This is a genomic window from Pseudomonas sp. PB3P13, from assembly GCF_054897735.1.
This window is the reverse complement of record NZ_CM142702.1, coordinates 1,838,694-1,852,023: the sequence shown is the minus strand read 5'-3', so window position 1 is coordinate 1,852,023 and position 13,330 is coordinate 1,838,694. Positions and strand designations below refer to the sequence as shown.

The 13,330-nt window shown below is 59.9% G+C and carries 11 protein-coding genes; 7 read left to right on the top strand and 4 right to left on the bottom strand.

Translation table 11 applies throughout. The features are described 5' to 3' along the window. The first annotated feature begins 575 nt into the window (after positions 1-575). The 3 genes from ACYZT1_RS08375 to ACYZT1_RS08365 are packed head-to-tail and all read left to right on the top strand — an operon-like array spanning position 576 to position 5,523. Complete coding sequence (locus ACYZT1_RS08375) at positions 576-1,934, top strand: TolC family outer membrane protein (protein ID WP_462018509.1); 1,359 nt, start codon at positions 576-578, stop codon at positions 1,932-1,934. A 52-nt stretch (positions 1,935-1,986) separates the two neighbouring features. After that, positions 1,987-4,146, top strand: coding sequence for a type I secretion system permease/ATPase (locus ACYZT1_RS08370; RefSeq protein WP_462018508.1), 2,160 nt, complete (start codon positions 1,987-1,989; stop codon positions 4,144-4,146). A 9-nt stretch (positions 4,147-4,155) separates the two neighbouring features. After that, on the top strand, positions 4,156-5,523 hold the full coding sequence (locus ACYZT1_RS08365) for an HlyD family type I secretion periplasmic adaptor subunit (RefSeq protein WP_462018507.1): 1,368 nt from the start codon (positions 4,156-4,158) through the stop codon (positions 5,521-5,523). 137 nt (positions 5,524-5,660) lie between these two features. Here the strand turns inward: ACYZT1_RS08365 and ACYZT1_RS08360 are convergent, their stop codons facing one another. Further along, positions 5,661-6,257: a tRNA-uridine aminocarboxypropyltransferase gene (locus ACYZT1_RS08360; RefSeq protein ID WP_462018506.1), complete on the bottom strand. Its 597-nt coding sequence runs from the start codon at positions 6,255-6,257 to the stop codon at positions 5,661-5,663. Between the two features lie 4 nt (positions 6,258-6,261). Beyond that, positions 6,262-7,155 carry a LysR family transcriptional regulator gene (locus tag ACYZT1_RS08355; RefSeq protein ID WP_462018505.1) on the bottom strand — a complete coding sequence of 298 codons (894 nt, stop codon included), beginning with the start codon at positions 7,153-7,155 and terminating at the stop codon, positions 6,262-6,264. Positions 7,156-7,488: 333 nt separating this feature from the next. On the opposite strand from ACYZT1_RS08355, the gene speB reads away from it, so the two are divergent. The 4 genes from speB to ACYZT1_RS08335 all read left to right on the top strand — a co-directional run bounded on the left by speB (position 7,489) and on the right by ACYZT1_RS08335 (position 11,867). Further along, positions 7,489-8,439, top strand: coding sequence for an agmatinase (gene speB / locus ACYZT1_RS08350; RefSeq protein WP_462018504.1), 951 nt, complete (start codon positions 7,489-7,491; stop codon positions 8,437-8,439). A gap of 9 nt (positions 8,440-8,448) precedes the next feature. After that, entirely contained in the window at positions 8,449-8,856 is a 408-nt protein-coding gene (locus ACYZT1_RS08345; RefSeq protein WP_462018503.1) for a YybH family protein, read from the top strand. 51 nt (positions 8,857-8,907) lie between these two features. Continuing rightward, positions 8,908-10,419, top strand: coding sequence for a purine-cytosine permease family protein (locus ACYZT1_RS08340; RefSeq protein WP_462019209.1), 1,512 nt, complete (start codon positions 8,908-8,910; stop codon positions 10,417-10,419). Positions 10,420-10,487: 68 nt separating this feature from the next. Next, on the top strand, positions 10,488-11,867 hold the full coding sequence (locus ACYZT1_RS08335; RefSeq protein ID WP_462018502.1) for a sodium:solute symporter family protein: 1,380 nt from the start codon (positions 10,488-10,490) through the stop codon (positions 11,865-11,867). Between the two features lie 253 nt (positions 11,868-12,120). On the opposite strand, the gene ACYZT1_RS08330 is transcribed toward ACYZT1_RS08335, so the two are convergent. Next, positions 12,121-12,249 (bottom strand): PA1414 family protein, encoded by a 129-nt coding sequence (locus tag ACYZT1_RS08330; RefSeq protein ID WP_257737111.1) that lies wholly within the window; start codon positions 12,247-12,249, stop codon positions 12,121-12,123. Between the two features lie 139 nt (positions 12,250-12,388). Further along, entirely contained in the window at positions 12,389-13,282 is an 894-nt protein-coding gene (gene ptrR / locus ACYZT1_RS08325) for a putrescine utilization regulator PtrR (protein ID WP_462018501.1), read from the bottom strand. Positions 13,283-13,330 lie beyond the last annotated feature (48 nt).

The following is a 13,330-nucleotide window of genomic DNA, read 5'->3' as shown; positions in this document are numbered from 1 at the left end:
TGCATTTCCTCCGCTGCCAACCGCTGTCGGCACCTGTTGTCAGCGAAGAATGTGCTCTGGCTCGAACAGGTGGCCGGTAGAGGCAGACAGTGGGCCAAGTAAAACGGGCCGCCATTCTGTCCTGCCTCACACCTGGCACTTCGCCAGAGGGCTGCGGATGCGACTGTCAAGATCTGCGCCTTTTGTGGCACCAATTTGACTTCGCAGCCCGGCCCGTCGAGCGATGCGTAACGGTTTAGGTACTAGGAGTGACAGAAATCTGTCGCTCAAAACCGTTACACTCTCCTCCCCTTCAGCACTTCTTCGCTCTATGTCGATAAGTGGATGGAACTTTTTCTTTAATCCCTTGACGCTCTATAACGCAATCAAATCAAGGGTTTTACGCGTGAACAATGTGCTGTAATGAGCTTAGCGCATAAGTTTTTTTTGGAATATGCTTTATGCGAAATTCTTCTCAGCTTTTTGCTGGAATGTTCTTAGCTCTGTTGTTACAAGCATGAAACAATTTAACCTATAAATGTCGTCAAATATTTGGCGACCGATAAAGCACCATCAGGAACCAGGGAGATGCACCCATGCGCCTTTTAACACCCCTTTGCAGTGCGATTTTATTGGCCATGGCCTGCACGACTCAGGCCCAAGCCATGTCACTGACCGAGGCTATCCAAAGTACCCTCGCCACTCACCCGGAACTCGCTTCGCGCGTTGACAGCCGTCTCTCGGCTGACGAGGACGTGAAAGTCGCCAAAGGTGGATTTTATCCGTCGGTGGATTTGAACGCTGCGTACGGCCGCGGATACAGCGACAACACCAACACCCGGGCGTTCGGCAATCACAACACCGAAATTCTCACCTACACCCAGTCGGAATTGCGTCTGCGGCAGATGCTCTTTGACGGCTTCAACACGGCCAACGAAGTCGAGCGCACCAAAGGCGTGGTCAATTCACGGGCCTATTACGCTCAGGGCACCGCTCAGGATCTGGCCCTGCGCACCATCGAGGTCTACCTCGAAGTGCTCAAGCGCCGTGAACTGGTGACGCTGGCCACGAACAATCTGCAGGCGCACCTGCGGGTCAACGATCAGATCGGCCTGCGTACCCAACGCGGCATCGGCAGCAATGCTGACGCCGATCAATCGACCGCCCGCCGCGCGCTGGCCGAGAACAACCTGGACACCGCCCAGGTCGATCTGGCCGATGCCGAGTCGAATTTCTTCGCCGTCACCGGACGCATGCCCGATGAGCTGGAAACCCTGCCGTCGATCCGCGGTGAGATGCCGGCCAATCTGCAAGACGCCCAGAACAGCATGGTCGACAACAACCCGTACCTGAAATCCGCCCAGGCTGACGTGCAATCTGCCGAGAGCCAATACGAGGTCGCCAAGTCGCCGTTCTACCCCCGCTTCGATGCCGAAGCTGCGGTAGGTGCCAACAACAACGTGCAAGGCGAAGAAGGCCACGACAACGAATGGCGCGTTGGCGTGGTGATGAACTACAACCTGTTCCGCGGCGGCAGCGACAAGGCGCGCCTGGCTTCCAACGCGCACCTGATCAACCAGTCGATGGACATCCGCAACAACGCCCTGCGTCAGCTCAACGAGAACATTCACCTGGCGTGGAACGCCATGGTCAACGCGCGCAAGCAAACCCCGACCGCTCGCGAATACGCCGAGACCACCACTCGCGTGCGCGCCGCTTACCAGGATCAGTTCGGCCTCGGCCAGCGGACCTTGCTCGACGTTCTCGACAGTGAAAACGAGCTCTACAACGCCAACCGACGCTACACGGAAGTTCGCTACACCGAGGAATATTCCATGTACCGTGTGCTCGCAAACATGGGTCAGCTGTTGAGCAAACAGCGTGTGGTGCTGCCCGCCGATGCCGTCGCCCAGAGTGAAGTGAAAAGCGAAGCCCGTTTGCCCGAGCTGAGATAAAACCAAGCCCGTAGGTGAGATGCATCTACACGGATCAACAGGAACAATTAGTGTGACCAGCATGGAACCCGGCAACATCGGCGTCGATCCGCGGCTGAGCTTCGACGACCCGCTTCTGGACGGTCTGTTGATTCTCTGCAAACTTCATGGCGCGACAGTCAGTCGCGCCAGCCTGAGTGCCGGGCTGCCTATGGCACACCAACGTTTAAGCCTGGACCTGCTGCCCCGTGCGGCGGCCCGGGCCGGTTTGCAAGCGCGGCTGTTACGGCGCGAGCTGGCCGACATCTCGCCGCTCAACCTGCCGGTCATGTTGATGCTCACCAACGGATGCACCGCCATACTGCGGCGCGTCGGCGATGACGGGCGCTTGTTGATTCTGCCCAGCGAAGCCGACGGTGGTGAACAGTGGGTCAGCCGTGAAGAACTGACGGCGGACTACACCGGCCAGGCCTTGTTCGCGCGCCCGCGACACGAACTCGAAGACTTGCGCGCGCCGCTGGTACCGAGGGTGGATGCGTGGTTTCGCGACACCTTGAAACTATCGAAATGGCTGTACAGCGATGCGATTCTCGCCAGTTTCCTGATCAACCTGCTCGGCCTGATGGTGCCGCTGTTCGTCATGCAAACCTACGATCGCGTGGTACCGAACCAGGCCACGTCGACGTTGTGGGTGTTGTCGATCGGGCTGCTGATCGGCACCGGTTTCGAACTGGTATTGCGCCTGGTGCGCGCGCACTTGCTGGACACCGCCGGGAAGAAAACCGATGTGATCCTGTCCGCGACTTTGTTCGAGCGCATCACCGGCATGTCGATGAAAGCGCGGCCGGCAACCATCGGCGGGTTTGCGCAGAGCATTCACGACTTTCAGGGGCTGCGCGAGTTTCTGACCGCCGTGACCCTGACCAGTCTGATCGACTTGCCGTTCGCCGTGCTGATGCTGGTGGTGATTGGCTTGCTCGGTGGCTGGCTGGTGGTGATTCCGCTGCTGGCATTCCCGATCACGATCATCTTTGCCATGGTGATTCAGTCGCGCCTGCGCGACACGGTACAGAAAAGCCTGACCCTGGGTGCGGAACGCCAGGCCCTGCTGATCGAAACCCTCGGCGGTCTGGAAACCCTGAAGGCGTGCAGCGCCGAAAGCGAACGCCAGCACAAATGGGAGAGCACCCACGGCGCCCTCACCCGCCTCGACAGCCACGCACGCAATCTCTCGGCGATGGCCACCAACGGCACACTGTTCATCCAGCAATTCTCCGGCATGGCGACCATCGTTGCCGGTGTGTACAGCATCATTGCCGGTAACCTCAGCGTCGGCGCGCTGGTCGCGACCTACATGCTCGGCAGTCGCGTGCTCGCGCCGCTCGGGCAAATCGCCGGGTTGATCACGCGCTATCAGCAAGCACAACTGACCATGAAAAGCACCGATGCGCTGATGAGCCTGCCCCAGGAGCGCGATGCCAAACAACGTCCGCTGGAGCGCACCCAGTTGCAAGGCGCACTCGACGTGATCGGCGTGACCTTTCACTACAACGGCCAGAATACGCCAGCACTGCACAACGTCAGTTTCAGCATGAAACCCGGTGAGCGCATCGGCATCATCGGCCGCAGCGGTTCCGGCAAAAGCACGCTGGCGCGGCTGGTGATGGGTTTCTACGCGCCGGAGGAAGGTCAACTGCTGCTTGACGGCCTGGACCTGCGGCAACTGGACGTCGCCGACCTGCGTCAGCAAATCGGCTACGTCGCCCACGACTTGCCGTTGCTGGCCGGCAGCCTGCGCGACAACCTGACCCTGGGCGCGCGGTACATCAGCGATGCGCGCATGCTTGAAGTGGCCGAACTGACCGGCGTTACCGAACTGGCGCGTCAACATCCGCAAGGATTTGACCGGCCGGTGGGCGAGCGCGGCCAGTTGCTCTCCGGCGGTCAGCGTCAGGCCGTGTTGCTGGCGCGGGCCTTGTTGCTCGACCCGCCAATTATGCTGCTCGACGAACCCACCAGCGCCATGGACAACAGCAGCGAAGACGTTCTCCGCCAGAAGCTCCACGGCTGGATGCAAGGCAAAACCCTGTTGCTGGTCACCCACCGCACCTCGATGCTCAGCCTCGTCGACCGGCTGGTGGTGCTGGACAACGGGCGGATCGTCGCCGACGGTCCGAAGGAAGCGGTTATCGATGCATTACGCAAGGGCCGCGTCGGCTCTGCGGCGGTATAGGAGTTGTCCATGTCTGATTCATCCGCAGCGTCATCGAAAGACAGGGGCTACTTCGGCAGTTTCGGCAAAACCGCCGAAAGCGAATTCATGCCGGAAACCGCAGGCGCCGCTTTGCAGGATTCGCCGCGCTGGTCGCGGATCACCGTATGGCTGGCCGCCGGGCTGATCATTACCGCCGTGGTCTGGGCCAAGTTCGCCGTGCTGGAAGAAGTGACCATGGGCGAAGGCAAGGCAATTCCGTCGAGCAAGGTTCAGGTCATCCAGAACCTTGAGGGCGGCATCGTCACCGAGATTTTCGTCCGCGAAGGTCAGATGGTGAACAAGGGCGATACGTTGCTGCGCCTGGATGACACCCGGTTTTTGTCAAACAAGGGCGAAAGTGAAGCGGATCGCTATGCGCTGACGGCGCAAGTCGAGCGTCTGTCCGCCGAAGCCGAGGGGCGTCCCTTCAAACTGTCACCGGACGTGATCGCCAAAGCGCCGCAAGTGGCCGCAGACGAACGTTCGCTATTCGACCAACGGCAGCGCCAGTTGGCCAGTGAGCAACGCACGCTGAGCGAGCAACTGCGACAAAAAACCCAGGAGCTGGCGGAATTTCGTTCCAAACAGGGTCAGTTCAGCTCCAGCCTTGCGCTGCTTCAACAGGAAATGAACATGTCCGCGCCGCTGGTCGGCACGGGTGCGGTTTCGCCGGTGGAAATTCTAAGGCTCAAGCGCAGTGCGGTGGAAATCCGGGGTTCGTTGAACGCAACGACATTGGCGATACCGCGTGCGGAATCGGCGATCAACGAGATCAAAAGCAAGATGGACGAATCCGAGCAAGCGTTCCGTTCCGAAGCGGCCAAGGAACTCAATGAGAAACGCACCGAACTGTCGAAAATCACCGCGTCGAGTATCGCCATCGATGACCGCGTGACCCGCACCACGGTGGTCTCGCCGGTACACGGGATCATCAAGATGTTGAAGGTCAATACCATCGGTGGCGTGGTTCAGCCGGGCAACGACATGGTGGAGATTGTGCCGATCGAAGAGAACCTGCTGATCGAAGCCAAGGTGCGCCCGCAGGATGTGGCCTTCCTGCACCCCGGGCAGAAAGCGATGGTCAAGTTCAGCGCTTACGACTACACGATTTATGGTGGATTGAGCGCCAAACTCGAGCTGATTGGTGCGGATACGATCACGGATGACAAGGGCAACAGCTTTTATCTGATTCAGGTGCGCACCGATAAAAACCACTTGGGCGGGGATGCGAAACCGCTGCTGATCATTCCGGGGATGGTGGCGACTGTCGACATCATTACTGGCGAGAAAAGCGTGCTGGATTACTTGCTGAAACCGGTGTTGAAAGCGCGGACCGAGGCGATGCGGGAGCGGTGATCTCTGGCTCGGGATTGCTGTGATTGTTCTAACGCCATCGCGAGCAGGCTCGCTCCTACAGTGGATCGCAGTTTTTCTGGAAGAACTCGATCACTGTAGGAGCGAGCCTGCTCGCGATGAGGTCCTTATAACGACGGCTATTTGGGCCCATGATTACGCTGATAGGTCTCCTGCCCCATCGCCGCAATCTGCCCCTCGATCAGCGCTTCGAACGGCTTCAATAACGCGTCGAAATCCGCTGGCGATTCCAGTGTCTGCAACGCCTGGGCAATGGCCTCGACGGTCGACAATGCGCCTGGCCCCGGTGCCTTGCGCAGGCGATAACGCGACACCGCGCCGCCCGCCAGCGTCACCCTCGGCAACGCTGCCAGCAACGGGTTGAGGTGCAACATCTTGCGCGCCTTGCGCCAGGTGCCGTCCGGGACGACCAGCAACAGCGGTTTATCGGTTGCGGCATACGCGTGCAATGTCTGCGCATCGTCAGCCGGAAACAGCAGCCGCGCGCGGTAACCAGGCTGATTCAACAGCGCGGGCAAATCCTCGAATATCTCACCGACGATCAGCTCGGCATTGTTCAACCCCAACGCCGCCAAACGCGCCGTGTTCAGCGCATGATTCACTTCCGTCGGGTGTTGCAACAGCAGCACGCGGGTGCGGCTGTCGAGATTGGGGATGAGCGCGCACAGGCAATGGCCTTCGGGGCGCAGGCAGCGCGGGCAGTGGATTCTGGGCATCGTCTTAGACCTGATTGAGCTGCGCTTTGAGCAAGTCGCGGAATGTCTGGATCAGCGGTTCACGGCTACGGCCTCGGCGCACGATCATCGAAAACGGCGCCTGATAACCGAACGTCGCCGGCAGCAGAACGCGCAGATCGCCCTTGTCAGCCCAGGCCTGCGCATAGTGCTCCGGCAGGTAACCGATGTAGGCGCCGGACAGCACCAGAATCAGCTGCGCCTCCATGCTTTCCACGGTGGCGGCGCTGTGCTTGAAACCGTGGCGCGCCAGTTCGGCCTGACTCCAGTAACCACGACCCACCATGCGTTGCTGGGTGATCACTTGCTCGGGGATGCGCCGCTCGGTGAACAGCGGATGGCGGCTGCTGCAATACAGCCAGTGTTGTTCGCGGTAGAGCGGCATGTAGACCAGGCCGCTCATGCGCGTGGAGAACGCGCCGATCGCCAGGTCGAGGCGATTGTCCTGCACGCCCAGTTGCAGTTCATATGGGCTCATTACCGACAGGTGCAAATGCACGGCCGGGTGTTCCTGGCTGTAAGCGCCAATGGCTTCGGCGAATGGCAGTGCCTTGTCGCTCACGGTGGAATCGATCACGCCGAGGTTCAAGGTGCCGCGCAACTCGCCCTTCAAAGCGGCGGCATACTGCTCGAACCCTTCCAGCTCACCGAGCAGGCGCAAGGTTTCCTGATGAAACAGCTCGCCTTTGCTGGTCAGGCTGAAGCCGCCACGCCCGCGATGGCAGAGCACCAGACCCAGTGCCGATTCGAGCTGGCTCATGTAAGTGCTGATCGCCGAAGTGGAGAGGTTGAGTTCCTGCTGGGCGGTGGCGAAACCTTGATGACGGACCACGCTGACGAAGATGCGCAACAGTTTCAGGTCGGGTAAAGCGTTGGCCATTGAAAGCTCTCCTGGGCTCGACACAGAACTCTGTGGCGAGGGGGCTCGCCCCGTTGGGCCGCGAAGCGGCCCCAAATCACCTGACGACTGCTGCGCAGCCGAACGGGGGCGAGCCCCCTCGCCACAAAAGCCCAATCCACACGGGATTCTGTGCAAGGGCGCAAAGTCTATCTTCCCGCCAGCCATTAGTTTAGAAAAATCTGAACTAAGTATTTGCCCGTAGCGATTCTTCCCGGCCACTACATTTCGCAGAATCGGCGCACAAGGTTTCGCCCGTCTCTCCCCGAGCCGTGCAACCGACATAAATAAAACAACGACGATGAGGCCTTACCCGTGGACAAGATTCTTCACCAGCCACTGGGCGGCAACGAAATGCCGCGCTTCGGCGGCATCGCCACCATGATGCGACTTCCCCATGTGCCGACCGCTGCCGGCCTCGATGCTGCCTTCGTTGGTGTACCGCTGGACATCGGCACATCCCTGCGCCCAGGCACCCGCTTCGGGCCTCGCGAAATCCGCGCCGAATCAGTGATGATCCGCCCCTACAACATGGCCACCGGCGCCGCACCGTTCGATTCCCTTTCGGTCGCCGACATCGGTGACGTGGCGATCAATACCTTCAATCTGCTGGACGCGGTACGGATCATCGAAGAGTCGTACGACAACATCCTCGAACACAATGTGATCCCGCTGACCCTCGGCGGCGACCACACCATCACCCTGCCGATCCTGCGTGCCATTCACAAAAAACACGGCAAGGTCGGCCTGGTGCACATCGACGCCCACGCAGATGTGAACGATCACATGTTCGGCGAGAAAATCGCCCACGGCACCACCTTCCGTCGCGCTGCCGAAGAAGGCCTGATCGACTGTGACCGCGTGGTACAAATCGGTCTGCGCGCTCAGGGCTACACCTCCGAAGATTTCAACTGGAGCCGCAAACAAGGCTTTCGCGTGGTTCAGGCTGAAGAGTGCTGGCACAAATCCCTGGCGCCGCTGATGGCCGAAGTACGCGAGAAAGTCGGCAACGGTCCGGTGTACCTGAGCTTCGATATCGACGGCATCGATCCCGCCTGGGCACCCGGCACCGGCACCCCGGAAATCGGCGGTCTGACCACCATTCAGGCGATCGAGATCATTCGCGGTTGCCAGGGTCTCGACCTGATCGGTTGCGATCTGGTAGAAGTCTCGCCGGCTTACGACACAACCGGCAACACCTCGCTGCTGGCCGCCAACCTGCTGTACGAAATGCTCTGCGTACTGCCTGGCGTGGCCCACCGCTGAGGATCGGTCATGAACGAACGTGATCAGGTTCTAAACGCCGCCGCCGCCCTGGTGGCAGCTTTCGCCCGCAACGACCGCCAAGCCTACTTCGATGCGTTCAGCGCCGATGCCAGCTTCGTGTTCTACACCCTCAAACAGCCATTGCTGTCGCGCGATGCCTATCAGGCCTTGTGGGACAGCTGGCGCGCCGAGGATGGCTTCGAGGTGCTGTCATGCACCTCGAGCAACGCTTTCGTCAGCCTGCGGGGTGATGTGGCGATTTTCATCCATGACGTGGCCACCGAGCTGCGCATGCAAGGGGAGCAACACTTCAGCCAGGAGCGCGAGACCATTGTGTTTCGCCGACAACAACAAGGCCTATGGCTGGCCTGCCACGAACATTTGTCCGCGATGCCGGAAGGGCTGCCAATCTCTTAGCCAAACAGGTGACGCTCACACACGATGAGCGCGCCGATATGATCGGAGCAGATCATGAATAATAACAACGACAAAAGCCTTAGCAGCATCGAAACAAACGGGGTCGAACAGATCCCGGACCACGAGCGTGATGCCCGCCCCAGCGATCTTTTTCGTCTGATCTTCGGCGGCGCCAATACCTTTGCAACCGCCGTGCTCGGCAGTTTCCCGGTGCTGTTCGGGCTGTCGTTTCAAGCGGGCGTCTGGGCGATTGTCCTGGGCGTATTGCTCGGCGCGGTGATCCTTGCACCCATGGGCCTGTTCGGTCCGCTCAATGGCACCAACAACGCCGTCTCATCCGGTGCGCACTTTGGCGTGCACGGACGGATCGTCGGATCGTTTCTGTCGCTGTTGACCGCCATCGCTTTCTTTTCGCTGTCAGTGTGGAGCTCTGGCGATGCGTTGATCGGGGGCGCGAAACGCCTGATCGGCCTGCCGGAAACCGACCTGTCATTGGGCCTGGCCTACGGTCTGTTCGCGATACTGGTGCTGATTGTCTGCATCTACGGTTTTCGCTTCATGCTGTGGGTCAACCGCATCGCGGTGTGGGCGGCCAGCGCGCTGTTCCTGCTCGGGGTGTTCGCCTTCGCCCCGACGTTCGACAGTCAGTTCAGCGGCACCGTCGCGATGGGTCAGGCCGGCTTCTGGGCAGCCTTCATCGGCGCAGCGCTGGTGGCCATGAGCAACCCGATTTCTTTCGGCGCGTTTCTCGGTGACTGGTCTCGCTACATCCCGCGAGAAACCCCGAAACGCCGGATCATGCTGGCGGTGATCGCTGCACAAGTCGCGACCTTGATCCCGTTCCTGTTTGGCCTCGCCACCGCCACCATCGTCGCGATCAAAGCGCCGGACTACATCGCCGCCAACAATTACGTCGGCGGTCTGCTGGCCGTTTCGCCGAGCTGGTTTTTCCTGCCGGTGTGCCTGATCGCGGTGATTGGCGGCATGTCGACCGGAACGACTGCGCTGTATGGCACCGGGCTGGACATGTCGAGCGTATTCCCACGAGTGCTGTCGCGGGTGAAGGCGACATTGCTGATCGGCGTAATGTCGATTGCCTTCATCTTCATCGGACGTTTTGCGGCGAATCTGGTGCAGAGCGTGTCGACCTTCGCCGTGCTGATCATCACCTGCACTACCCCGTGGATGGTGATCATGATCATCGGCCTGCTGGTGCGTCGCGGCTTCTATTGCCCGGATGACCTGCAAGTGTTCACCCGTGGCGAAAAAGGTGGCCGCTACTGGTTTACCCACGGCTGGAACTGGCGCGGTCTGGGTGCATGGATCCCGAGTGCGCTGGTCGGTCTGTGCTTCGTCAACCTGCCGGGCCAATTTGTTGGCCCGTTGGGGGAATTGGCGGGCGGCATCGACATCAGCCTGCCGGTTACCCTCGGTTTGGCATCGGTGCTGTATCTGACGTTGCTGGGTCTGTTTCCGGAACCGGCCGCCGTGTTCGGGCCGAATGATCCACGTAGCAAGGGCGCGGATACGCTCGCTAAACCGGCGATACGACAAGCTGCCTGATCCCCCCGCTCCCACAAGGGAACTGATCTTCGCTTCACCATAAAAAAGACAATCGGAGACCCGCCATCATGGCTTTGGATTTATTCGTCATCATCATTTACGCCGTGGCAATGCTGGTGCTGGGTTACTACGGCATGCGCAAGGCAAAAACCCACGAAGACTATCTGGTCGCAGGTCGCAATCTGGGTCCTGGCCTCTATATGGGCACCATGGCGGCCACCGTTCTGGGGGGTGCCTCGACCGTCGGCACCGTACGCTTGGGCTACGTCCATGGCATCTCCGGTTTCTGGCTGTGTGCCGCGCTGGGTTGCGGGATCATTGCGATCAACCTGTTTCTTGCCAAGCCGCTGCTGAAACTGAAAATATTCACCGTTACCCAAGTGCTGGAAAAACGCTACAACCCGATGGCCCGGACGGCCAGCGCAACCATCATGCTCGCGTACGCACTGATGATCGGGGTGACGTCTATCCTGGCCATTGGCACCGTACTGCAAGTGCTGTTCGACATACCGTTCTGGATTTCGGTGCTGCTGGGCGGCGGCATTGTGGTGATCTACTCCACCATCGGCGGCATGTGGTCCTTGACCCTGACGGACATCGTCCAGTTCGGTATCCAGACCGTTGGCCTGATGTTCCTGTTGCTGCCGATCTGCATGTATCGCGTGGGTGGCTGGGACCAACTGGTGGCGCAACTGCCGGCAGCCAGTTTCAGCTTCACCAGCATCGGCTGGGACACCATCATCACCTACTTCCTGATCTACTTTTTCGGCATCCTGATCGGCCAGGATATCTGGCAGCGGGTGTTCACCGCCCGCAGCGAGACAGTCGCCAAAGTGGCCGGCACCTCCGCCGGCATCTACTGCATCATTTATGGCCTGGTCTGCGCCTTGATCGGCATGGCGGCCCACGTACTGATTCCGGATCTGGACAACGTCAACAACGCCTTCGCGGCCATCGTCAAAGTGTCCTTGCCGGACGGTATCCGCGGTCTGGTCATTGCCGCCGCACTGGCCGCGATGATGTCCACCGCCAGTGCCGGCCTGCTGGCTGCGTCCACCACGCTGTCTGAAGACCTGTTGCCGAAACTGCGCGGCGGCAAGCCGTCGAACGTCAACAGCAACCGCCTGTTCACCCTCCTCACCGGGACCGTGGTGCTGGGCATCGCGCTGGTCGTCAATGATGTGATCAGCGCGTTGACCCTTGCGTACAACTTGCTGGTGGGCGGCATGCTGATCCCATTGATGGGCGCCATTTACTGGAAACGTGCGACGACAGCCGGGGCGATCACCAGCATGGCATTGGGCTTCATCACAGCTTTGGTATTCATGTACATCGATGGCATGGATGCCAATACGCCGATCTATTACAGCCTGGGGGTCAGCCTGGTGAGCTTCGTTGCGGTCAGCCTGCTGTATCGTCGGCCGGCAGTGGTGGCGAGTGCGATTTAAACGCTAACCGATTTGATGCTTTCTTCGACGGGTGTGGCGTCGGTTGCCACACCCGTTTTTTTTTCGTCTGCAGCATGAAGCGCTTCCCGGGATTGAGCCTGACGCTACCACCCCGGGAGGAAAAAAATAATGCGTATTGAATCGAGATTGGGCGGCAATGACCGGAACGTCCGCGCCCCCGCGGATACCGTGTAGCAGCTGTCGAGCACCGCGAGGCCGCGTTCAGCGGCGCTCATCATGGCCCGGAAGCGACTTACCGACGGCGTTGCTGACGTCGACGCTGTTCGTCGTCCGTACGAATAGGCACAGGTTGCATAGGTGGTTCGATCAAACCGAGTGCAACACCCAGATCGTGCAGCCAGTTTTGGATTTTCTCTTTCATGGTGCCCCCTTCAGGGTCGTGCTGAGCGGCTGAAATTCTGAAGCCCCTTCGCACTGATAATAGTCCGAAGTCCTACGCAATGCTCGGCAAAAGTAGCAATGATCTGTTACTGAATTGATCCGAATCCCGCGCGGTAAGTTCAAGCAATCCCCTGCGCGGCGATCACCGGTGGTGGATAGACCGCCTGCTGTTGCTCGATCCAGGCATTCAGGTTGGCCCCGACCATGCCCTTGCGCCACATTAGCCACGTCGTCGCACTGGCAAACGGCTCGGCCAGCGGGTGCACGGCGACACTTTCGCGACCGGGCAGGCTGGCGAGCATCGATTCCGACATCAGCGCTACCCCGGAGCCGGCAATCACGCAGGCAAGCATTCCCGGATAGGATTCTATTTCCATTGCCCGACCCATGGCGGCACGGTCGTGCGCGAACCACGCTTCCAGGCGCATACGGTAAGAGCAGCCATGGCGAAAGGTGAACACCGAGCGCCCCTCGACATCCAGCGCACTGCGCACCGGCGGATGATCGGCCTCACTGATCAGCACCAGCCGTTCATGGCACAGCGGCACACCGTCAAGCCCGGCCAGCTCAAGCGGACCGTCGACCAACGCGGCGTCGAGCCTACCGGAGAGCAAGCCTTCCAGCAGTTCACCACTGGGGCCGGACTGCACCTGCAGGTTCACCGCTGGGTACTGTCGGTGATAGCGCGCCAGCAACGCAGGCAGGTGAATGGCAGCCGTGCTGTATAACGTGCCGAGCACGAAGTCACCGGCCGGTTGCCCGCCCTGCACGGCCGCTTGCGCCTCGTTACGCAGATTGAACAACTTGGTGGTGTAGTCCAGCAAAACCTTTCCTGCCGGCGACAACTGCAAACGCTGACGCTCGCGGATGAACAATTCAACGCCCAGTTGTTCTTCGAGTTGTTTGAGTCGCGTCGACAGGTTGGAAGGCACGCGATGTAGCCGCTCCGCAGCCCGAGTAATCGAGCCCTCCTGCGCGACAGCCTGGAAGATCTTCAACTGTCCGAAATCCACAATCTTCTCCAAATCAGAACAAGTTACTCACTATTATTCATTTTTAAA